Raw genomic sequence first — 21641 nt, forward strand, 5'->3', positions numbered from 1 at the left:
CACACTGTGACTCGTCAGGGAGAGAATTACATGAATCAGCTGCGCGCAACGTGCCGCGGCGCCGCCCGGGTGGCCTTACCGCTCGTGCTGCTGGCGCTGCTCCTGGCCTCCGTCCTGCCCGCCGACGTGCTCGCGCAGACGCCCCCGCCGGCGGCGGCCGCGGCGCCCGCGCCGTCCCACGGCGGCGGCGAGGCCAACATCCGCATCCCCGATCTCTCGCAGTCGCAGTTCCTCGGCATGAACGGGCGCAGCCTGCTCCAGGCCGGCCTCTTCGTGTGCGTGCTGGGGCTCGTCTTCGGCCTCGTCATCTATTCCCAGCTCAAGAACCTCCCCGTGCACGAGTCGATGCGCGAGATCTCCGAGCTGATCTACGAGACGTGCAAGACCTATCTCATCACCCAGGGCAAGTTCATCCTCATCCTCGAAGCGTTCATCGGGGTGATCATCGTCCTGTACTTCGGCCTGCTCCTGCACTTCGACGCGAGCAAGGTCATCATCATCCTGCTCTTCAGCCTCATCGGCATCGCGGGCAGCTACGGCGTGGCATGGTTCGGCATCCGCATCAACACCTTCGCCAACTCACGCACCGCGTTCGCCAGCCTCGGGGGCCGGCCCTATCCGGTGTACGCGATCCCCATCAAGGCGGGCATGAGCATCGGGATGCTCCTGATCTCGGTGGAGCTGTTCATCATGCTGTGCATCCTCCTCTATATCCCCGGGGAGTACGCGGGCTCCTGCTTCATCGGCTTCGCCATCGGCGAGTCGCTGGGCGCGGCCGCCCTCCGCATCGCGGGCGGCATCTTCACCAAGATCGCCGACATCGGCTCCGACCTCATGAAGATCGTCTTCAACATCAAGGAGGACGACGCGCGCAACCCCGGCGTCATCGCCGACTGCACGGGGGACAACGCGGGCGACTCAGTGGGCCCGAGCGCGGACGGCTTCGAGACCTACGGCGTCACCGGCGTCGCGCTGATCTCCTTCATCGTCCTCGCCGTCAAGGAGCCGACCGTCCAGGTGCAGCTCCTCGTGTGGATCTTCGTGATGCGCGTGCTCATGATCGTGGCCTCCGGCGCCTCCTACCTCATCAACGAGGTGGTGACGCGCGGCCGCTACGCGAACGCGACCCGCATGAATTTCGAGGCGCCCCTCACCAGCCTGGTGTGGCTGACCTCCGTCGTGTCGGTCGGCATGACCTACCTCGCCTCGTACCTGCTCATCCCGGGGCTCGGAGACGGCACCCTCTGGTGGAAGCTCTCCACCGTCATTACCTGCGGGACCCTCGCCGGCGCCATCATTCCCGAGCTGGTCAAGGTCTTCACGTCGGTCGAGTCCGGTCACGTGAAGGAGGTGGTGACATCCACGCGCGAGGGCGGCGCCTCCCTCAACATCCTCTCCGGCCTGGTCGCCGGCAACTTCAGCGCCTACTGGCTGGGCATTGTCATTGTGGCGCTCATGGGCATCGCGTACCTCGTAAGCACCATGGGCTTTGCCGCGCTCATGCTCGCGCCCGCGGTCTTCGCCTTCGGCCTGGTGGCCTTCGGCTTCCTCGGGATGGGGCCGGTGACCATCGCGGTCGACTCCTATGGCCCCGTTACCGACAACGCCCAGTCCGTGTTCGAGCTGTCGGTGATCGAGACGCTGCCCGGCATCAAGGGCGCCCTGAAGAAAGACTTCAATCTTGACGTCAACTTCGAGGCGGCCAAGCATCTCCTCGAGGAGAACGACGGCGCCGGCAACACGTTCAAGGCCACCGCCAAGCCCGTGCTCATCGGCACCGCGGTGGTCGGCGCCACCACCATGATCTTCTCGATCATCGTGGTGCTCACCCACGGCCTCACCCAGAACCTCGACAAGCTCTCGCTGCTCCACCCGCCCTTCCTGCTCGGGCTCATCACGGGCGGCGCCGTCATCTACTGGTTCACCGGCGCCTCCACCCAGGCGGTGACCACCGGCGCGTACCGGGCCGTGGAGTTCATCAAGGCCAATATCCGCCTGGAAGGCGCGACGAAGGCGTCAGTGACCGACAGCAAGAAGGTCGTGGAGATCTGCACCCAGTACGCCCAGAAGGGCATGTTCAATATCTTCCTCACCGTGTTCTTCTCCACGCTCGCCTTCGCGTTCCTGGAGCCGTACTTCTTCATCGGCTACCTGATCTCGATCGCGCTGTTCGGCCTCTACCAGGCCATCTTCATGGCCAATGCGGGCGGGGCCTGGGACAATGCCAAGAAGATCGTGGAGGTCCAGCTGAAGGAGAAGGGCAGCCCGCTGCACGCCGCCACCGTGATCGGTGACACCGTGGGCGACCCGTTCAAGGACACCTCTTCGGTGGCCATGAACCCCGTCATCAAGTTCACCACGCTCTTCGGCCTGCTCGCCGTCGAGCTGGCGGTGACGCTCACCGCGACCCAGGGCGGCGGGCTCTCGCGCGGCCTCGCCCTCGTCTTCTTCGTGTTCTCGCTCGTCTTCGTGTGGCGCTCGTTCTACGGCATGCGCATCAAGACGGCCGCCGCCTGATCGCTCGCTCGCCCGCCCCTCTCCCCCGTGGGGAGGGGCGGGTCTCAAGCCCATGTCCCGCCGTTTATTTTCCCTTCGCCAATCCGCCGGGCTCTGTTTGACGTTTTATGAGTTGAATGCTGGAGCGCGGCGTCCGTGCGGAACCTCTGACCGTCTGGCCCGATCCTGCCCTGGACAACATGGCCGGCTAGATGAGCGATGAGAACTCTCTATGCCAGAAAGTCCGCGAAGTGATCCAAGCCGGGACGCTGCCTAACCGTCCCCCCAGGCGAATGTGGGGAGGCCCAGGCGTCGGGGCCGACTGCACGATGTGCAATGTGTCCATACAGCGTGACGAGCTCGAGCTCGAAATCGAGTTCGCCCGAGACAACGACGCTGACACCGTCGACAAGTACCACGTTCATATCCTCTGCTTCGCGGCCTGGGATCGCGAGCGACGCAAGTTCGAAAATGCAAGGGGCGACCCCCCGGCTTGACCCGGACGAACGGTGTCAGCATAATGCCTGGCTGTGGTGGCGTCGCAACGTCCACACCAAGGCGAGCAGTGTGACCCCGAGACGACCCTGGGGGATCTGCTCTACGCGGACAAGACGAAGGCCCGCGTTCCCGAGAGCGACTGGGTGGCGCTCGTCCAGTCCATCGCCCGAGGCGACCAGTCGTCACTGCATGCGCTCTACACGCAAGCGCATCGAATCGTGTTCACTTTGATCATGCGGATCACCGACAATCGTGAGACTGCTGAAGAGCTGACACTGGATGTGTTCTACGATGTGTGGCGAAGAGCGGCGTCGTACGATCCCGCGGGGGGGTCAGTGATCGGGTGGATCATGAACCAGGCGCGGTCCAGAGCGATTGACCGGTTACGGTTCGACCAGCGGAAGAAGCGCGGAAGCGATCATCCGGGCGGTCCACTGACGGAGACGGTGTCGCGTGGCCCGCACGAGGCCTTCGACACGAAGGAGCAGGGTCAGCTCTTGCGACAGGCCCTGCAGGTGCTCACGCTGCCCGAGCGCCAGGCGATTGAGACCGCATTTTTCTCCGAGTTGACGTACGCCGAGGCTGCCGCTCAATTGAATCAGCCCCTGGGAACCGTGAAGACCCGAATCCGATCGGGACTCGCGGCGCTCCGACAGGCGCTCGCCGCCGCAGCGAGGGACCGATGAGCTCAGGACCAGGCAACCACGATCGGGACAGCCTGGACGCGGTGTTCCTGTACGCGGTGGAGACCCTTCCTCCGAGCGAACGCCTCGCAGTGGAGGCCCATATCTCCGCGTGCGCCGATTGCCGGCAGGAGCTGGAAACGCTTCATCCGGTCGTCCGCGCCTTCACCGCCTGGCCCACCGATGTGCTGCGACCCTCGGCATCGCTGTGGGAGCGCCTTGCCGAGCGAATCGCGACCGAGACGGGCACCGCGCCGGTGATGTCAGCGCCTCGCCGAGTGCCCGAACCGGAATGGGAAGACGTGGCGCCGGGCATCTCTTGCAAGCTCCTCGCCACGGATTCCGAGAACGGCCGCGTCAGCATGCTCGTACGGCTCGCGCCGGGAGCCGAGTATCCGCCCCATCGTCATGCCGGCATCGAAGAGCTGTATCTGCTGCACGGTGAGCTGATGATCGACGACAAGAAGCTCTATCCCGGGGACTACAATCGGGGGGAGCCCGGCGCCGTCGATCAGCGTGTCTGGAGCGAGACCGGCTGTACGTGCGTCCTCCTCACCTCGAGCCGAGACGTCCTTCGCTGAGCGTGCCTCGCGGTCGTCGAGGGGGTAGGCTGAGAGGCGGATGATCCTCGGGGTGCTCGACCAGTCGCCGATCCGCAGCGGCGGCACCCCCACCGAGGCCATCCAGGAGACGCTGATCCTCGCCGAGCACGCCGACCGGCTCGGCTATACCCGCTACTGGCTCGCCGAGCATCACAGCAGCGGCGGGCTCGCGGGCGCCGCGCCCGAGGTGCTGATGGGCCAGGTCGCAGCGCGGACCTCGCGCATCCGCGTGGGCTCGGGCGGCGTGATGCTCTCGCACTACAGCCCCCTCAAGGTCGCGGAGAACTTCCGCGTGCTCGAGGCCCTCTTCCCCGGCCGCATCGACCTCGGCATCGGACGCGCGCCCGGCAGCGATCAGCGCACCGCGCGCGCGCTCCGCCACGGGCCAGGGGCGGTGCCCCTCGAGCATTTCCCGCAGCAGCTCGCCGACCTCATCGGCTTTCTCCACGACGAGCTGCCCGACGGGCACCCCTACGGCGGCGTGCGCGCGATGCCCGCGGGCCCCTCCGCGCCGCCCATCTGGATCCTGGGCTCGAGCAGCGATGGCGCGGCGCTCGCCGCGCACTTCGGCACCGCGTTCTCCTACGCGCACTTCATCAACGCGGTGGGCGGGGTGGACGCCACGCGCTTCTACCGTGAGAGCTTCCGCCCCTCCGCGCGCCTGGCCACGCCGCAGGCGAGCGTGGCGGTCTTCGCCCTGTGCGCGGAGACGGAAGCCGAGGCGGAGCGGCTCGCGCGCTGCCGCGACCTCTTCATCGTGCGGCTTTACACGGGCCGCTTCGGGCCGTTCCCCTCCGTGGAGGAAGCGGAAGCCTACCAGTACTCCCCGCCGGAGCGGGCCATCGTCGCGGAGGCGCGCCGGCGCACGGTGGCGGGCACGCCGGAGCAGGTCAAGGCGCAGCTCGAGGCGCTCGCGGCGGAGTACGGCGTGGACGAGCTGGTGATCGTGACGATCACCCACGACTTCAAGGCGCGGCTGCGCTCCTACGAGCTGCTGGCGGAGGCGTTCGGCCTGGGGTGATGGCCGTTGGTCTGCACGACCTCGCCCAGCGTGGCGGCGAGATTCTGGCGGGCCGCGGTGAGATGGGGATACACCTCGAGGCAGCGGCGGAACAGGGCGGCCGCCTCGCGCATCTGGCCCAGCGCCACGTGGCACAGCCCCTGGCCCGAGAGCGCGCCGAAGTGTCGCGGCTTGCGGCGCACCGTCTCCTCGCAGTCGGCGATGGCCCCCGCGAAGTCTTCGCTTAGATAGCGCACCGTCGCCCGCTTGTTCCAGCCCTCGGCGAAGTCCGGCGCGATCTCGATGATCTGGGAGAAGAGGTTTTCCGCGCGCGGAAACTCGCGCGCCTCCATGGCCGCCACGCCTTCCTGGAAGAGGCGGTCCACCTCGGGAAGGCCCGCGCGGCACCAGATCTCCCAGAGCGCGGCCGCCGCCCGGGCCGCGCGCGCCGGATCGTCGCCGGCGAGGTCGCGATAGGCCTGCTCCTCGGTCATGGCCGTCCCACCGGCTGGCCCAGCAGGGTGTGGAGGGCGGCGAGCGCTTGGCCGGCCAGCGCGGTCAGCCGCGCGCGCCCGCGCGCGCCGCCCCCGAGGTCGTGCCCCGCGCCCTCGGCGACGACCAGCGCGGTCGGGCCGGGAATGCCGGCGCGGGCGGCGTCGAGCTCCGCCACCGTGCCGAAGCCGTCCCGCGTGCCGTGCACGAAGACCGCCGGCGTGCGGAGCGCGCCGAAATGCGCAGTACGCGCCTCGCGCGGCTTCTTCGGCGGGTGCAGCGGGTAGGAGAGGAGGAGCAGCGCGTCGGCCAGACCGGGCGCCTCCGCCGCGAGCATCGAGGCCTGGCGGCCGCCGTAGGAGTGGCCGCCCAGCACGAGACGGCCGGACGCGAGCGCGCGCAGCGCGGTGGCGGCGTTGCGAAGGCCGGCGCGGTCACGCTCGCCGGCGCCGCGATGCGGGGGCCCGGTCGGCCGCTCCTGGCGAAACGGTAGATCGCAGCGCAGCACCGTCCAGCCCGCCTCGGCCATCGCCTCGGCCATCGCGACCAGGATCGGCGCGTCCGCGTTGCTCCCCGCTCCGTGGGCGAGCACGAGCCCGTCGCCCGACGGCTGCGGCGGCCGATGCAGCCAGCCGCGCACCGCGGGCCCGGGCGGGCAGGGCTCGGTGAATCGCGTGATGGAGGACACGGAACCCGATCTTGCTCCCGCCGGGGGAGTCAGGCAAGATGATCGGGCAGCTACCATCCGGCCCCCATAGAGGAGATCCCATGGCAGACGCCGTGATCGTCTCGACCGCGCGCACTCCGATCGGCAAGGCCTACCGCGGCGCCTTCAACAACACCCACGGCGCCACCCTCGCCGGCCACGTGATCGCGAGCGCAGTGCAGCGCGCGGGCATCGAGCCTGCCGAGGTCGAGGACGTGATCATCGGCTGCGCGCTGCCGGAGGGCGCCACCGGTCAGAACATCGCGCGGCAGGCCGCGCTGCGCGCGGGGCTGCCCGTCACCACCGCCGGCGTCACCGTGAATCGCTTCTGCTCCTCGGGCATGCAGGCGATCGCGATGGCCGCGCAGCGGGTGATCGTGGACCGGGTGCCCATCATGGCGGCGGGCGGCGTGGAGTCGATCAGTCTAGTGCAGAACGAGCACTTCAACAACTTCCGGATCCACGAGCCGTGGCTCGACGAGCACAAGCCCGAAGTCTACATGCCGATGATCGAGACGGCCGAAGTCGTGGCCACGCGCTACTACATCACGAGAGAGACGCAGGACGAGTACGCGCTGGCCAGCCAGCAGCGTACCGCCGCCGGCCAGAAGGCCGGGCGCTTCGCCGCCGAGATCGTGCCGCTCAAGACGAAGAAGCTCGTGCAGGACAAGGCCACCGGGGAGACGCGCGAGGAAGAGGTGATGCTCGCCCAGGACGAGGGCAATCGTCCGGACACCAACCCCGCCGGCCTCGCCGCGCTCAAGCCGGTGATGGGCGAGAAGGGCTTCATCACCGCGGGCAACGCGAGCCAGCTCTCCGACGGTGCCTCTGCCTGCATCGTGATGGACGCCAAGCTGGCTGAGCGGCGCAACCTCAAGCCGCTCGGCATCTTCCGCGGCTACACCGTCGCCGCGTGCGAGCCCGACGAGATGGGCATCGGGCCCGTGTTCGCGGTGCCGCGGCTCCTCGAGCGCTTCGGGCTCACCATGGACCAGATCGACCTCTGGGAGCTGAACGAGGCCTTCGCGGTGCAGGTCGTGTACTGCCGAGACCGGCTCGGCATCCCCATGGACCGGCTCAACGTGGACGGCGGCGCGATCGCGATCGGCCATCCCTACGGCATGTCGGGGGCGCGGATGGTCGGGCACGCCCTGATCGAGGGCAAGCGGCGCGGCGCCCGGTACGTGGTCTGCACCATGTGCATCGGCGGCGGCATGGGGGCGGCGGGGCTCTTCGAGGTCGCCTGATGCACGTCGGGCTGGCCGTGATTTTCCAGAATCCCGGGAAGGCGCGGCCCGACCTCGAGGTGTACCGGCAGGATCTGCGCCTCGCCGATCTCGCCGAGCCGCTGGGCTTCGACTCGGTGTGGGGCGTCGAGCACCACTTCACCGACTACACCATGTGCCCGGACGTGCTGCAGTTCCTCGCCTACATGGCCGGCCGTACGCAGCGGATGCAGCTGGGCTCCATGGTCGTCGTGCTCCCCTGGCACGATCCCCTGCGCGTCGCCGAGGAAGTGTCGATGCTGGACAACCTGACGGGGGGGCGGTTGATCCTAGGGCTCGGGCGCGGTGCGGCGAAGGTCGAGTTCGACGGCTTCCGCCAGTCCATGGATGAGTCGCGCGGCCGCTTCGTGGAGAGCGCGCAGATGCTCCTGCACGGGCTCGAGACGGGCTGGTGCGAGCACGACGGGCAGTTCCTGAAGCAGCCGCGCGTGGCCGTCCGGCCCGCGCCCTTCAAGTCGTTCCGCGGCCGCACCTACGCGGCGGCGGTGTCGCCGGAGTCGTCCCGCATCATGGCCGAGCTCGGCGTGGGCATTCTGATCATTCCCCAGAAGCCCTGGCCCGAGGTGGCCAAGGAGCTGGAGGAATATCGGGCGCTGTACCGGAGCGTCAACGGGACGGACGCGCCGCCGCCCATCGCGGCGGGCTGGACGTTCTGCGACGAGAGCGAGGAGCGGGCGCGCGAGTTGGCCGCGCGGTACATCGGCGGCTACTTCCAGAGCGTGCTCGCGCACTACCGCTTCGCCGACGATCACCTCGCGACCACGCGGGGCTACGAGTACTACGGCAAGATGACCGAGAAGATCCACACCTACGGCCAGGACAAGATTATCGACTTCTTCATGAACCTCCAGGTCTGGGGCACGCCCGAGCAGTGCTACGAGAAGATCCTGGACATCCGGCGCCGCACCGGGAACACCCACTACGTGGGAATCTTCTCGTACGCGGGCATGCCGGAGGACGAGGCGGAGCGGAACATGCGGCTCTTTGCCAAGCGCGTCATGCCCGAGCTGCAGCACCTCGATCAGCCCGCGGCTGTGGTGGCGCGATGACCACGATCAGCCCGGCGGACCTCGCGGCCCTCATGGGCGGCGCCACACCCCACGCGGTGCTCGACGTGCGCGAGCGCGCAGCCTTCGAGCGCGGGCACATCTACTGGAGCACCTCACTGCCGCGGCGCCTGCTCGAGACCCGGCTCCCCGGGCTCGTCACGGCGAAGGCGACGCCCATCGTCCTCATCGATGAGGATGGCACGGTGGCCGAGCTCGCGCGCCCGACCCTCGCCGCCATGGGCCACAGTGACGTGCGCGTCCTGGACGGAGGGCTCGCGGCCTGGCGCGCGGCCGGCCGCCCGCTCGTGCAGGGCCTGAATGTGCCCAGCAAGGTGTTCGGCGAGCGGGCGCTGCACGAGTGGAAGACGCCCCAGCTGACTTGCCCGGAGCTGGCCGAGCGCATCGCGCGCGGCGACGACATGGTCATCGTGGACTCGCGCACCCCCGAGGAATATCACCGCGGCTGTATCCCCGGCTCCGTGAGCATGCCGGGCGGCGAGCTGGTGCTGCGCATCGGCGAGCTGGTGAAGCACCCCGACCAGACCATCATCGTCCACTGCGGCGGGCGCACGCGCTCTTACATCGGCGCGGAGTCGCTGCGTCGCATGGGGCTGCCGAACCCCATCATCGCGCTCGAGAACGGCACCATGGGCTGGCTGCTCGCCGGGCTCGAGCTGGAGCGTGGGGCCGAGCGCTGGGCGCCACCCATCACCGTCAAAGGGCGCGCGGTGGCCGCGGAGGTGGCCAAGCGCGTCGCGGAGAGCGACGGGCTGCGGGGCATCAACGCCGCCGAGCTCAAGGCGATGCGGGCGCGGCGGGACGCCGAGACCCTCTACGTCTTCGACGTGCGCACCGCGGAGGAGTACGCGGCGGGCCACGTGGCTGGCGCGGTGTGGGTGCCGGGCGGTCAAGCCGTGCAGGCCATCGACGACTATCTTGCCGTGCGCGGCGCCCAGATCGTCTTCGTGTGCGACGACGGGAGCCGTGCCGCGCTGACCACCGCCTGGTACAAGCGCCTCGGCTTCCCCCGCATCGCGTATCTCGAGGGCGGGCTTCCCGCGTGGCAGGCGGCGGGCGGCGCGCTGGAAACCGGGCATCCGGCGCCCGAGCCGTGGGGGCTCGAGACCGCGCGCAAGGCCGTCGCGACGGTGGCGCCCGACGATCTCGGCGGCGCCGTCGTCGTCAGCGTGGATCCCAGCGACCTCTACGCCAAGGCGCATGTGCCCGGCGCGGTGTGGCTCTGCCGCAGCCGTCTCGAGCGGATGATCGGCGCCGTCGCGCCCGACAAGGCTCAGGCGCTGGTCATCACGTGCGCGGACGGCGTGCAGTCCACCTACGCGGCGGTCGCCCTCGCGCGCCTGGGCTACGGCAAGGCGTGCGTCCTCGCGGGCGGCGTGCGGGCGTGGCAGGCGGCGGGGCGTCCCATCGAGACCGGCCCTACACGGCTCGCCGACGAGACCGACGACGTGGTGCAGAAGCCCTACGAGCGCGGGCGCGCGGCGATGGAGGCATATCTCCGATGGGAAGAGGCGCTCGATCACGAGGGCCGGAGCCCGCACACCCTTCTCCCCGGCACGCCGGCGACCCGATGAGCCCGGAGGCGTTTCCCCTCACCGTCAGCACGGAGTGGCTGGCCGCGCATCTCAGTGACCCCGACCTGCGCGTGATCGACGCCACCAACTATCTGCCGCATCTCAAGCGCGACGCCCACGCCGAGCACCGCCAGGCGCACATCCCGGGGGCGGTCTTCTTCGCCATCGACGAGATCGCGGACACGTCCTCGCCGCTACCGCACATGCTGCCCGCGCCGGAAGCCTTCGCGAAGGCGGTGGGCGCGCTGGGCATCGGGGCGGGCGACCGCGTCATCGCCTACGGCGCCAAGGCGATGATCGCCTCGGCCCGCGCGTGGTGGATGTTCCGCGTGTTCGGCCACGATCGTGTGGCCGTGCTCGACGGCGGCCTCGCCAAGTGGCGCGCGGAGGGCCGGCCCGTCGAGGCAGGCGAGAAGGCGCCGCCGCCCCGGCGCTTCACCGCGTCCTTCCGTCCTGAGCTGGTGCGCGATCTCGGCCAGGTCCGCGCCAACGTCCAGAGTGGGCGCGAGCAGCTGGTGGACGCGCGCTCCGCCGGGCGCTTCGCCGGCACCGAGCCCGAGCCGCGCGCGGGGCTGCGCGGCGGCCACATCCCCGGCAGCAAGAACCTGCCCTACAACCAGCTCTTCGCTCCCGACGACACGCTCCTGCCGCCGCCGATGCTGCGGAAGGCCTTCGGCGACACGGGACTCTCCCTCGGGGAGCCGATCACCGCGACCTGCGGCTCCGGAGTCAGCGCGTGCGTGCTCGCGCTCGGACTGGCCGCCCTCGGCCGGCGCGACGTCGCGATCTACGACGGCTCGTGGTCGGAGTGGGGCGCGCGGGCCGACATGCCCGTCACGACCTGAGCCGGTCCTAGTAGTCCGGATCCCACCGCATCGCCGCGACGGCTTCGGTGATGGCGCCGTCTGGAAGGTCGCGCCCGACGCCGGCGTCGCGAGCCTCGCGCACCACCGCCTCCGCGATGCGGGACGACACCTCGCGCAGCGCCCCGATGGGCGGATAGAGGCTGCCTGCCTTCACATCCTCTGGACTCACTTGCCCGGCGAGCGCCTCCGCGGAGACCCGGCACATTCCGTCCGTCACCTCCCGCGCCTCGGCGACAAGGGCGCCGAGCCCGAGGCCGGGAAAGATGAAGGCGTTGTTGCACTGGCCGATGCGTACGTGGCGCCCCGCATACCGCACCGGCTCGAACGGGCTCCCCGTGGCCACGAAGGCACGGCCATCGGTCCAGCCCAGAAGGTCGTCCGGCGTCGCCTCCGCCTGGCTGGTGGGGTTCGAGAGCGGCAGGATGAGCGGGCGCTTGACCACCGCCGCCATCGCGCGCACGGCCCCCTCGGTGAGCGCGCCGGGCTGCCCACAAACACCGATGAGGACGGTGGGGGCCAGACTTCGGACCACCGCCTCCAGATCGCGCGCGCCGTCCACCCCGCATGCGCGGGCCATGTCGCGGGGCCACGCGAAGCGCCGTTGGGAAGCGTCCAGCCCTGGCGTGTCACGCAGGAGGAAGCCGTCGACCTCCACGAGGCCGACGGCACGGTCGAGCTCGGCGCCGCTCGCCCCGGCGCGGGCGACCGCGTCCCGGATTTGACGCGCGATGCCGATTCCCGCCGCACCGCCGCCCACGATCACCGCGCGCTGCTCGCGCAAGGGCGTGCCGGTGAGCCGGCCGGCCGCCAGGATGCCAGCGAGGACGCATGCTCCCGTGCCCTGGACGTCATCGTTGAACGAGGGCAGCGCCCGCCGGTAGCGGTCCAGGAGGTTCAGCGCGTTCTGCTTCTTGAAGTCCTCCCACTGGAGCACGGCCCGCGGGAAGCGTCGCCGCGTCGCCGTCACGAACTCGTCCACCAGCGCCTCGTACGCGGCGCCGCGCAGCCGGGGCTGCCGGAAGCCCAGGTAGAGATCGTCCGTCAGGAGAGCCGCATTGTCCGTCCCCACGTCGAGGCTCACCGGCAGGGTGAGCCTGGGATCGATGCCCGCCGCGGCGGTATAGATGGTGAGCTTGCCCACCGGAATGCCCATGCCGCCTGCGCCCTGGTCCCCCAGCCCGAGGATGCGCTCGTTGTCGGTGACCACGACGAGGCGCACGTCGTCCTGCGGCACGTTGCCGAGGATGGCGTGGATGCGCCCGCGGTGCTCCGGCGTGATCCAGAGCCCTCGCGCCCGCCGGAAGATGTGGCTGAACTCCTGGCATGCGAGGCCCACCGTGGGGGTGTAGACGATGGGCAACAGCTCCTCGAGGTGATCGCCGAGGACGCGGTAGAACAGGCGCTCGTTGCGGTCGTGCAGCGCCGCGAGGCCGATGTGCCGCTCGAGCGCGTCGGACTTGCGCGTGATGTGGGCGAAGGCGCGGCGCGCTTGCTGCTCCATGGTGCTCACCGCGGCCGGGAGGAGGCCTTCCAAGCCCAGGGCGGCGCGCTCCGTGGGCGTGAATGCGGTGCTCTTGTTGCGTAGCGGGTCGCTGAGAAGCTGCGCTCCCCGCGTCGGGGAGTCAGGCGCGCCGGGAGCTCGGGACGACATAGGAGCTCAGCACCCGCAGGTAGTTCGCCCGCTCGAAGGCCCCCGGATCGCGCACCGAGCGGTGGCTCATGCTGCCCTGCATCTGCCGGATGGACTCGTACTCGTGCGCCTCCATCCACGCGAGCACGTCGGCGCGTACGCGGGCCAGGTGGCTCACCCCCTCCTCGAGCAGCGCGGAGGTCATCATCGCCACGCGGGCGCCTGCCATCATAGCCTTGAGCACGTCCGTCGCAGTGTGGACGCCGCCGGTGATGGCAAGGTCGGCCCGGATGCGGCCATACAGCACCGCCACCCAGTGCAGGCGCAGGAGCAGCTCCCAGGAGTGGCTGAGCGTGAGGGTCGGGATCACCTCGAGCCGTTCAAGGTCGAAGTCGGGCTGGTAGAAACGGTTGAACAGGACGAGGGCATCCAGCCCCGCCCCGTCGAGCCGCCGCGCGAAGTGGGCAGCGGCGGTGAAGGCGTGCCCGAGCTTCATGGCGACGGGAATGCGGACGCTCGCCTTCACCTCGCGCGCCAGCTCGAGGTACTGGAGCTCGATCTCGGCCGCGGTACGGTCGAGATCCGTGGCCATGAAGTACACGTTCAGCTCGAGGGCGTCGGCACCCGCTTGCTCCATGAGGCGCGCGTGGCGGACCCAGCCACCGGAAGAGACGCCGTTGAGGCTGGCGATGACTGGGATGCCGACAGCTGCCTTCGCACGGCGCAAGTGCTCGAGGTACGCCTCCGGGCCGATGTGGTAGCCGCCGAGATCCGGGAAGTAAGAAGCGGCCTCCGAATGGCTCTCGGCGGTGTGGCTCAGGTGATGGTCGAGGTGCTGGCTCTCGAGCTCAATCTGCTCCTCGAACAGCGAGGGCAACACGACCGCCGCCGCGCCCGCGTCCTCCATGCGGCGGATCTCGTCGAGCCGCCCGGTGAGGGGCGACGACGACGCGACCAGCGGGCTCGTCAGAGTCAGACCGAGGTAGCGCACGGATAGGTCAAGCATGGGATGGCCCTCCGCCGGCGGGGGACGCCGACCCGTTCGGGACGGCGGGGGCGGCCGCGCGTCCGGGGCGGGCCGCGAAGTGCTCGAGCGTGCGCCACCGCTCGTGGGCGTCCGCCTCCGCCGCCTCGAGGAGCCGCGCCGCCGTCTCCGGGTCGCGGTGGGCGAGCATGGTGTAGCGCGTCTCGTTGTAGAGGTACTGACGCAGCGGCATCGACGGCGGCTTCGAGTCGAGCTGTAGGGGATTGAGCCCCTGGGCGGCCAGCGCCGGGTCGTGCCGGAAGAGCGGCCAGTGGCCGGAGAGCATGGCGGCCTTCTGCTGATCCGCGCCGTGACGCAGATCGTAGCCGTGGGCGATGCAGGGGCTGTAGGCGATGATCAGCGCGGGGCCCCGATACGCCTCGGCCTCGCGGAAGGCGCGCAGCGTCTGCGTGTCCTGCGCCCCCATGGCGACCTGGGCCACGTACACGCTGCCGTAGGTCATGGCCATCAGGGCCAGGTCCTTCTTCCGCGCGCGCTTGCCGCCGGCGGCGAACTTCGCCACCGCGCCGCGCGGGGTGGACTTGGACATCTGGCCGCCGGTGTTCGAGTAGACTTCAGTGTCCAGTACCAGCACGTTCACGTCGCGGCCCGAGGCGAGCACGTGGTCGAGCCCGCCGCCTCCGATGTCGTACGCCCACCCGTCGCCACCCACGATCCACACGGTGGTGCGCACGAGCCCGTCGGCCAGGTCGTGGAGGGCCCGCGCCTCCGGCGTGGCGACGTCGCGAAGCCGCTCGCGCAGCTGCGCGACGCGCTCCCGCTGGAGGCGGATGCCCGCGTCGTCGGTCTGCTCCGCGTGGAGCAGCGCCTCGGCGAGGCCGCCCAGCCGGGGCGCCAGGCTCTCGACCAGCGCCCGCGCCTGCTCGGCGCGGTGGTCCAGGGCAAGCCGCATGCCGAGGCCGAACTCGGCATTGTCTTCGAAGAGCGAGTTGGCCCAGCCCGGTCCCCGTCCGTTCCGGTCCACCGCCCACGGCGTGGTGGGCTGGCTGCCGCCGTAGATCGAGGAGCAGCCGGTGGCATTCGCCACGAGCGCGTGGTCGCCCACGAGCTGGGTCATGAGCTTGAGATAGGGAGTCTCGCCACAGCCTGCACACGCGCCCGAGAACTCGAAGAGCGGCTCGAGGAGCTGGACGTCCTTCACCTGGCCGTGGTTGAGCGCCTCGCGGTCGGGGGCGGGAAGGCCGAGGAAGAACTGCCAGTTGACCGACTCCGCCTCGCGAAGGACCCGCATGGGCTCCATGTTGATGGCGCGGTGACGGACTTCGCTCTTGCTCTTGGCCGGGCAGACCTCCACGCAGAGCCCGCAGCCCGTGCAGTCCTCGGGGGAGACCTGCAGCGTGTAGCGATGGCCGGATAGCTCTCGCCACCGCGCAGGGGCGGACTTGAACGTGGGCGGGGCGCCGGCGAGCCGGTCCGGAGTGTACACGGTAGCGCGGATCACGGCGTGCGGGCACACGAGCACGCACTTGCCGCACTGGATGCAGAGGCTCTCGTCCCAGACGGGGATCTCGCCGGCGATGCCCCGTTTCTCCCACCGCGCGGTGGCGCTCGGGTAGACGCCGTCGGCGGGGAAGGCGCTTACCGGCAGACGATCACCCTCGCCGAGGATAATGGGCGCGCTCACGCGCCGGACGAAGTCCGGGGCCTCGGCGCCCACCGGGGCCAGGCGCTCGACGGCGCTCGTGATCCGCAAAGGGATGGCGACCTCGTGGAGGTGATCCAGCGTGGCGTCGACCGCCGCAAAGTTCTTCCGCACCACTGCCTCACCGCGCTTGCCGTAGGTCTTCTCGATCGACCGCTTGATCGCCGCCACCGCCTCCGCCCGCGGCAGCACCCCGCTGACCGCGAAGAAGCAAGTCTGCATGACGGTGTTGACGCGGCCGCCCATGCCGGTTTCCCGGGCCACGCGATGGCCGTCGATCACGAAGAGCCGCAGCCCCTTGTCGAGGATGGCCGCCTGGACGGGCCGCGGCAGATGGTCCCACACCTCTGCCGGTCCCCAGCGGCTGTTGACCAGGAACACCGCGCCCGGCTCCGCGACGGCCAGCACGTCCAGGCGCTCCAGGAGGCCGAACTGATGGCAGGCCACGAAGCTGGCGCGACCGATGAGATAGCTCGACCGGATGGGGCGTGGCCCGAAGCGCAGGTGGGAAACCGTCATGGAGCCCGACTTCTTCGAGTCGTAGACGAAGTAGCCCTGGGCGTAGGCGTCCGTCTCCTCACCGATGATCTTGATGGAGTTCTTGTTGGCGCCCACCGTGCCGTCCGCGCCAAGCCCATAGAAGACGGCCCGCACCGTGCCGGGGTCCTCGGTGGAGAAGGCGGAATCCCAGTCGAGTGCGAGATGGGTGACGTCGTCGACGATCCCCACCGTGAAGCGGCGCCGCGGCGCCGGGCGCGCCAGCTCGTCGACCACCGCCTTCACCATGGCGGGCGTGAACTCCTTCGAGCCCAGCCCGTAGCGGCCTCCGATCACGCGCGGCGCTGGCCGTCCCGCCTCGGCGGCCTCCTGGAGGGCGGAGACCACGTCGAGGTAGAGCGGCTCGCCGACGCTGCCCGGCTCCTTGGTGCGGTCGAGCACGGCAACCGCCCGCGTGGTGGGCGGCAGCGCGGCCAGGAAGTGCTCGACGGAGAACGGTCGGTACAGGCGGACCTTGAGGAGGCCGACCTTCGCCCCGTCGCGGCTCAGGCGCTCCACTGTCTCGTGGGCGGTCTCCGCGCCCGAGCCCATACAGACGATCACGCGCTCGGCGTCGGCCGCGCCCACATAGTCGAAGAGCCGGTAGCGCCGGCCGGTGAGGCGCGCGAGCCGCTCGAGCGCGCCCTCCACGACGCTGGGCAGCGCGAGGTAGAAGGGGTTCGACGCCTCGCGCGCCTGGAAGTAGACGTCGGGGTTTTGGGCGGTGCCGCGCACGGTGGGGCGGTCGGGTGACAGCGCCCGCGCGCGATGGCGGTCGATCGCCGCGGAGTCGAGCATGGCGCGCAGGGTATCGGGACTCAGCGGCTCGATCTTCGCGACCTCGTGCGAGGTGCGAAAGCCGTCGAAGAAGTGGAGGAACGGCACGCGCCCTTCCAGCGTGGCGACGTGCGCGATCAGCGCGAGGTCCTGGGCCTCCTGTACCGACCCCGAGCAGAGCAGCGCCCAGCCGGTGGCGCGGGTCGCCATCACGTCGCTGTGGTCGCCGAAGATGGACAGTGCCTGGGTGGCGAGCGCGCGCGCGGCGACGTGGATGACCGCGGGCGTGAGCTCGCCCGCGATCTTGTACATGTTCGGGATCATGAGGAGCAGGCCCTGCGAGGCGGTGAACGTGGTGGCGAGCGCGCCCGCCTGAAGAGCCCCGTGCAGCGCGCCCGCCGCCCCGCCCTCGCTCTGCATCTCCACCACGGTGGGGAGCTGGCCCCAGAGATTCGTGCGCCCGTGGCTGGCCCACTCGTCGCAGAGCTCGCCCATCGTGGACGAGGGAGTGATCGGATAGATCGCGATCACCTCGCTCAGGTGATGGGCCACGTGGGCCACCGCCTCGTTGCCGTCGAGCGTGACCCGTGGCCGACCCGTCATGCGCCGCATCACCCCCGTGAGAACGAAGGTGCAAGGGGGCTGCCATGCCGGGCTCCGGTCCGGCGAGGGCGGAATGGCGCGTCGATGTCACGACTTGGCCAGCATGACGATAGCCCTGAGCTCATGGGGCCCAGGCTCGGGGTGAGGCACGCTCGCCCCTCCCTGGGCGCCGGCGCCTCACCGTAGCTGGCCTCATCGTGCGCGTCGACGGGAATTCGCTCGCTGATTCCTCGCCTTGGCGGGGAGCCCCCGGGACATGGGGCGTGGCACCTCACTTGCTGGATGCGCGGTCAGGGAACCGGAGGGTGCACGAGCGGATCAACCGAAGGAGGACGCGCCATGCCGACTGAAACGCTCACCATCGTCGATAACCGGAACGGGAAGTCTTACGAGATCCCCATTCGCGCGGGCGCGATACGGGCCATGGATCTGCGTCAGATCCGCACGGGACCGGAGGACTTCGGGCTCCTGTCCTACGATCCCGCCTTCACGAACACGGCCTCGACGATCAGCCGCATCACCGAAATCGACGGCGATCGGGGGATCCTGCGCTATCGCGGCTACCCGATCGAGGAGCTCGCCGAGCGCTCGAGCTATCTCGAGACGGCGTATCTCCTGCTCCACGGCGAGCTGCCGACCGTCGAGGCGCTGGACGCCTGGGTGTACGAGATCACCCATCACACGTGGGTCCACGAGAACCTGAAGAAGTTCATGGATGGTTTCCACCACGACGCACACCCGATGGGCATGCTGGTCTCGGCGGTCGCAGCGCTGTCCACGTTCTACCCGGAGGCCAAGGACGGCGTGGATCCGGCGACCCGGCACCTGCAGATCGTCCGGCTCATCGCCAAGATCCCGACGCTGGCCGCCTTCGCCTATCGCCACAGCCTCGGGATGCCGTACGCCTATCCCGATAACGCGCTGAACTATACCGGGAACTTCCTCAACATGCTGTTCAAGACCACCGAAGTGCGCTACGAGCCCAATCCAGTGCTCGAGCGCGCCCTCGAAGTGCTGTTCATTCTCCACGCCGACCACGAGCAGAACTGCTCGACCAACGCGGTGCGCAGCGTGGGCTCCTCGCACGTGGATCCCTACTCCGCGGTCGCGGGGGGCGTCGCCGCCCTGTACGGGCCGCTCCACGGCGGCGCCAACGAGGCGGTGCTCCGCATGCTCCGCGAGATCGGCACCACCGCCCGGATCCCCGAGTTCATCCGCGACGTCAAGGCCGGCAAGGCTAAGCTCATGGGCTTCGGCCACCGCGTGTACAAGAACTACGATCCGCGCGCCACCATCATCAAGCGCATGGCCGACGAGGTGTTCGGAGTGACGCGGCCGAGCCCGCTCCTGCCGGTGGCGCTTGAGCTCGAGCGGATCGCCCTCCAGGACGAATATTTCGTCACCCGCAAGCTCTATCCGAACGTGGACTTCTACTCGGGGCTGATCTACCAGGCGATGGGATTTCCGGTGGAGATGTTCCCCGTGCTCTTCGCCATCCCGCGGATGAGCGGGTGGCTCGCCCAGTGGCAAGAGATGCGCAACGATCCGGAGCAGAAGATCGCGCGGCCACGTCAGCTCTACCAGGGCGCAGCGAAGCGGGCCTACGTGGAGATAGAGGGGCGCACGCCGGCGCCCCGGCCGGGCGGATGACGCCCGGCCTGAACTTCGCGGCGGTCCACGACGCAATTACGGGGAGGTGATGCGGGCCTGCGACTGACGGGCTGGGTTCGACGTAGCGGGGCGGCTGCGGCTAGTTGATGCGCTTGGTCCGGCCGCCCCACTCCTTGTCCCGCAGCACGAACTTCTGGATCTTTCCCGTCGAGGTCTTGGGTAGATCGCCGAACTCCACCGCCGCCGGCGCCTTGAAGTGGGCGATGTGCTGCTTACAGAACTCGATGATGTCGCCCTCGGTGGCGGCAGCGCCGATCTTGAGCGTCACGAAGGCCTTCGGGCGCTCGCCCCATTTCTCGTCGGGGATGGCGACGACGGCGCACTCGAGCACCGCGGGATGCCGCGCCACCGTCTGCTCCACCTCGATGGTCGAGATGTTCTCGCCGCCCGAGATGATGATGTCCTTCTTCCGGTCGCGCAGCTCGATGTAGCCGTCGGGGTGCCAGACCCCGATGTCGCCGGAGTGGAACCAGCCGCCGCGGAACGATTCCGCCGTCGCCTCGGGGTTGTCGAAGTAGCCCTTGGCCACGTTGTTGCCCACCATGATGACCTCGCCCAGCGTTTCGCCGTCGCGCGGCACGTCCTGCATCTTCTCGTCCACCACGCGCACGAGGTCGAAGATCGCGTAGCCCTGGCCCTGCCGCGCCGCGCGCTGCGCCTGCTCCTGCTTCGGGAGCGCGTCCCATTCCGGATGCCACTCGCACACGGTGTGCGGCCCGTAGGTCTCGGTGAGGCCATAGACGTGGACGGGACGGAAGTTCAGCTCCTTGAGCTTGCCGAGCAGGGTGGGGGAGGGCGGCGCGCCCGCCACCGTCACCGTCACCGGCCGATCGAGGCGACGCGCCTTCGGGTGGTTCACCACCCCGATCTGCACGGTGGGAGCGCCGTTGTAGTGCGTCACGCCCTCTGATTCGAGCAGCTCCCAGATGCGGGCGGGCTCCACGCGTCGAAGACAGATGTGGGTGCCCCCCACGGTGGTCACGCCCCAGGTGAAGCACCAGCCGTTGCAGTGGAACATGGGTAGCGTCCAGAGGTAGCGCGTGTCGAAGCCCATGCCCGCCTCGAGCACCTCGCCCACCGCGTTCACCCACGCGCCGCGGTGGCTGTACATCACACCCTTCGGGCGCCCCGTGGTGCCCGACGTGTAATTGATCGCGATCGTCTCCTCCTCGTCGTCGAGCCAGCTCTCCACGGGCTCGGGGGAGCCGCCGGCGAGGAAGTTCTCGTAGGGGTCGCCGGGCATGCCGGTGTCGTCCACCCGTATCACGCGCACGCCGGAGAGGTCGAGCGGCTTCACCACCGATTCGAACTCGGCGTCCACGAACAGGAACTTCGAGCCGGAGTGCTTGAGGATGTAGCCGATCTCGTCGCTGGAGAGTCGCGTGTTGATCGCCACGAGAACGCCGCCTCCCACGGGGACACCGTAGTGGGCCTCGAGCATGGCGGGGATGTTCGGGCAGATGAAGGCCACGCGATCGTGCTTGCCCATGCCGGCCGCGCGGAGCGCGGAGGCGAGGCGATTCACGCGCTCGGCGAGCTGGGCGTAGGTGTAGCGCCGGGCAACGTGCACTACCGCGACCTTGTCGGGGAACACGTACGCGCTGCGCTCGAGGAAGCTCACCGGGGTGAGCTCGGTGCGATAGACCTTGTGATGCTTCATCTCTCGAGGCCTCCGGGCATGGGGCGGGTTCGGGCGATTGGCCCGCCCAAGTTTACCATCGGCGTGCTAGGGTGCCCGGATGACCTTCGCCCTCGCTGCCGGCGCCGCCATCGTCGCGGCCGCGAGCTTCGTGCAGGGATTGGCCGGATTCGGCATCGGGCTGGTGGCTCTCGCCTTTCTCCCATTTGTGATCGCGCCGCTGGACGCCATCGTGCTGACCACGCTCTACGCCACGCTCTTCTGCGGCGTCATCTTCGTCCCGCTCCGGCGCGACTTCCTGCCGAGCGGGGTGGACGCCCTCCTCGTCGGCAGCGTGCTCGGCACCCCGCTGGGCGTGTGGGTGCTCGCCACCGTGTCCTCGACGATGCTCGCGCGGCTGATCGGCTCCGTGCTCGTGCTCATCGTCGCGCTCGAGTGGAGTGGCCTGAGCCCGCGGCAACTCCCCGGGCGCGCCTGGGGCTTCACGGCCGGCGTGCTCTCCGGCGCGGTGGGCGGCGCGGTGGGGACGCCCGGCCCGCCCGCCATCGTCTACATGGCCGCCCAGGGGTGGAGCGCACGGACCATCAAGGCCAATCTCCAGGCCTTTCTCGTGGTGAATCAGCTCGTGATCCTGGTGGGCTACTGGTGGGCCGGCCTCCTCTCCGCGGAGGTCTGGCGCCTCGCCGCCGTCTTCGCGCTCCCCGCCCTCGCCGGATTGCTGGCCGGCATGCGACTGTTCAGCGTGGTGGATGGGGTGCGCTTCCGCTGGGTGGTCTTCGCCATCCTGCTCGCCTCCGGCGTGGCGCTTCTGCTGCGGGGCTGATATC

At 69.6% G+C, this 21641-nt stretch carries 16 protein-coding genes; 10 read left to right on the forward strand and 6 right to left on the reverse strand.

Annotation, left to right across the window (positions count from 1 at the left end; translation table 11 throughout):
* The first annotated feature begins 30 nt into the window (after positions 1-30).
* The 4 genes from VFX14_23410 to VFX14_23425 all read left to right on the forward strand — a co-directional run bounded on the left by VFX14_23410 (position 31) and on the right by VFX14_23425 (position 5300).
* The gene (locus VFX14_23410) at positions 31-2517 is read left to right on the forward strand and encodes a sodium-translocating pyrophosphatase (GenBank protein HEU5192639.1); all 2487 of its coding nucleotides are present in this window, start codon (positions 31-33) and stop codon (positions 2515-2517) included.
* Between the two features lie 512 nt (positions 2518-3029).
* Positions 3030-3680 carry a sigma-70 family RNA polymerase sigma factor gene (locus VFX14_23415; protein ID HEU5192640.1) on the forward strand — a complete coding sequence of 217 codons (651 nt, stop codon included), beginning with the start codon at positions 3030-3032 and terminating at the stop codon, positions 3678-3680.
* Positions 3677-4258, forward strand: a complete 582-nt coding sequence (locus VFX14_23420; GenBank protein HEU5192641.1) for a cupin domain-containing protein — start codon at positions 3677-3679, stop codon at positions 4256-4258. The genes VFX14_23415 and VFX14_23420 overlap by 4 nt, the downstream gene beginning before the upstream one ends.
* 40 nt (positions 4259-4298) lie before the next feature.
* Positions 4299-5300, forward strand: coding sequence for an LLM class flavin-dependent oxidoreductase (locus tag VFX14_23425; GenBank protein ID HEU5192642.1), 1002 nt, complete (start codon positions 4299-4301; stop codon positions 5298-5300).
* On the opposite strand, the gene VFX14_23430 is transcribed toward VFX14_23425, so the two are convergent.
* Together VFX14_23430 and VFX14_23435 are read right to left on the reverse strand one after the other, a co-directional pair.
* Entirely contained in the window at positions 5264-5773 is a 510-nt protein-coding gene (locus tag VFX14_23430; protein ID HEU5192643.1) for a tetratricopeptide repeat protein, read from the reverse strand. The genes VFX14_23425 and VFX14_23430 overlap by 37 nt on opposite strands.
* Positions 5770-6459: an alpha/beta fold hydrolase gene (locus VFX14_23435; GenBank protein HEU5192644.1), complete on the reverse strand. Its 690-nt coding sequence runs from the start codon at positions 6457-6459 to the stop codon at positions 5770-5772. Before VFX14_23435 ends, VFX14_23430 begins: the two co-directional genes overlap by 4 nt.
* A gap of 80 nt (positions 6460-6539) precedes the next feature.
* Here VFX14_23435 and VFX14_23440 point away from each other — a divergent pair, with 80 nt between their 5' ends.
* The 4 genes from VFX14_23440 to sseA are packed head-to-tail and all read left to right on the forward strand — an operon-like array spanning position 6540 to position 11249.
* Positions 6540-7724, forward strand: a complete 1185-nt coding sequence (locus VFX14_23440) for an acetyl-CoA C-acyltransferase (protein HEU5192645.1) — start codon at positions 6540-6542, stop codon at positions 7722-7724.
* Complete coding sequence (locus VFX14_23445) at positions 7724-8812, forward strand: LLM class flavin-dependent oxidoreductase (GenBank protein HEU5192646.1); 1089 nt, start codon at positions 7724-7726, stop codon at positions 8810-8812. Before VFX14_23440 ends, VFX14_23445 begins: the two co-directional genes overlap by 1 nt.
* Complete coding sequence (locus VFX14_23450; GenBank protein HEU5192647.1) at positions 8809-10404, forward strand: rhodanese-like domain-containing protein; 1596 nt, start codon at positions 8809-8811, stop codon at positions 10402-10404. The genes VFX14_23445 and VFX14_23450 overlap by 4 nt, the downstream gene beginning before the upstream one ends.
* Entirely contained in the window at positions 10401-11249 is an 849-nt protein-coding gene (sseA, locus tag VFX14_23455) for a 3-mercaptopyruvate sulfurtransferase (protein ID HEU5192648.1), read from the forward strand. Before VFX14_23450 ends, sseA begins: the two co-directional genes overlap by 4 nt.
* Positions 11250-11256: 7 nt before the next feature.
* Here the strand turns inward: sseA and VFX14_23460 are convergent, their stop codons facing one another.
* Genes VFX14_23460 through nifJ form a run of 3 tightly spaced genes read right to left on the reverse strand, consistent with a single transcriptional unit; the run spans position 11257 to position 17504 of the window.
* Entirely contained in the window at positions 11257-12921 is a 1665-nt protein-coding gene (locus VFX14_23460) for an NAD-dependent malic enzyme (protein HEU5192649.1), read from the reverse strand.
* The gene (locus VFX14_23465) at positions 12893-13906 is read right to left on the reverse strand and encodes a dihydroorotate dehydrogenase-like protein (protein HEU5192650.1); all 1014 of its coding nucleotides are present in this window, start codon (positions 13904-13906) and stop codon (positions 12893-12895) included. Before VFX14_23465 ends, VFX14_23460 begins: the two co-directional genes overlap by 29 nt.
* On the reverse strand, positions 13899-17504 hold the full coding sequence (gene nifJ, locus VFX14_23470) for a pyruvate:ferredoxin (flavodoxin) oxidoreductase (GenBank protein ID HEU5192651.1): 3606 nt from the start codon (positions 17502-17504) through the stop codon (positions 13899-13901). Before nifJ ends, VFX14_23465 begins: the two co-directional genes overlap by 8 nt.
* A 339-nt stretch (positions 17505-17843) precedes the next feature.
* On the opposite strand from nifJ, the gene VFX14_23475 reads away from it, so the two are divergent.
* The gene (locus VFX14_23475; GenBank protein HEU5192652.1) at positions 17844-19154 is read left to right on the forward strand and encodes a citrate synthase; all 1311 of its coding nucleotides are present in this window, start codon (positions 17844-17846) and stop codon (positions 19152-19154) included.
* A 100-nt stretch (positions 19155-19254) separates the two neighbouring features.
* On the opposite strand, the gene VFX14_23480 is transcribed toward VFX14_23475, so the two are convergent.
* Positions 19255-20835 carry an acyl--CoA ligase family protein gene (locus VFX14_23480; GenBank protein HEU5192653.1) on the reverse strand — a complete coding sequence of 527 codons (1581 nt, stop codon included), beginning with the start codon at positions 20833-20835 and terminating at the stop codon, positions 19255-19257.
* Positions 20836-20914: 79 nt separating this feature from the next.
* Between VFX14_23480 and VFX14_23485 the strand changes: the two genes are divergently transcribed.
* Entirely contained in the window at positions 20915-21637 is a 723-nt protein-coding gene (locus tag VFX14_23485; GenBank protein ID HEU5192654.1) for a sulfite exporter TauE/SafE family protein, read from the forward strand.
* Positions 21638-21641 lie beyond the last annotated feature (4 nt).

The sequence above is a fragment of the Candidatus Methylomirabilota bacterium genome (assembly GCA_035764725.1).
Classification (GTDB): Bacteria; Methylomirabilota; Methylomirabilia; order Rokubacteriales; family CSP1-6; genus DASRWT01.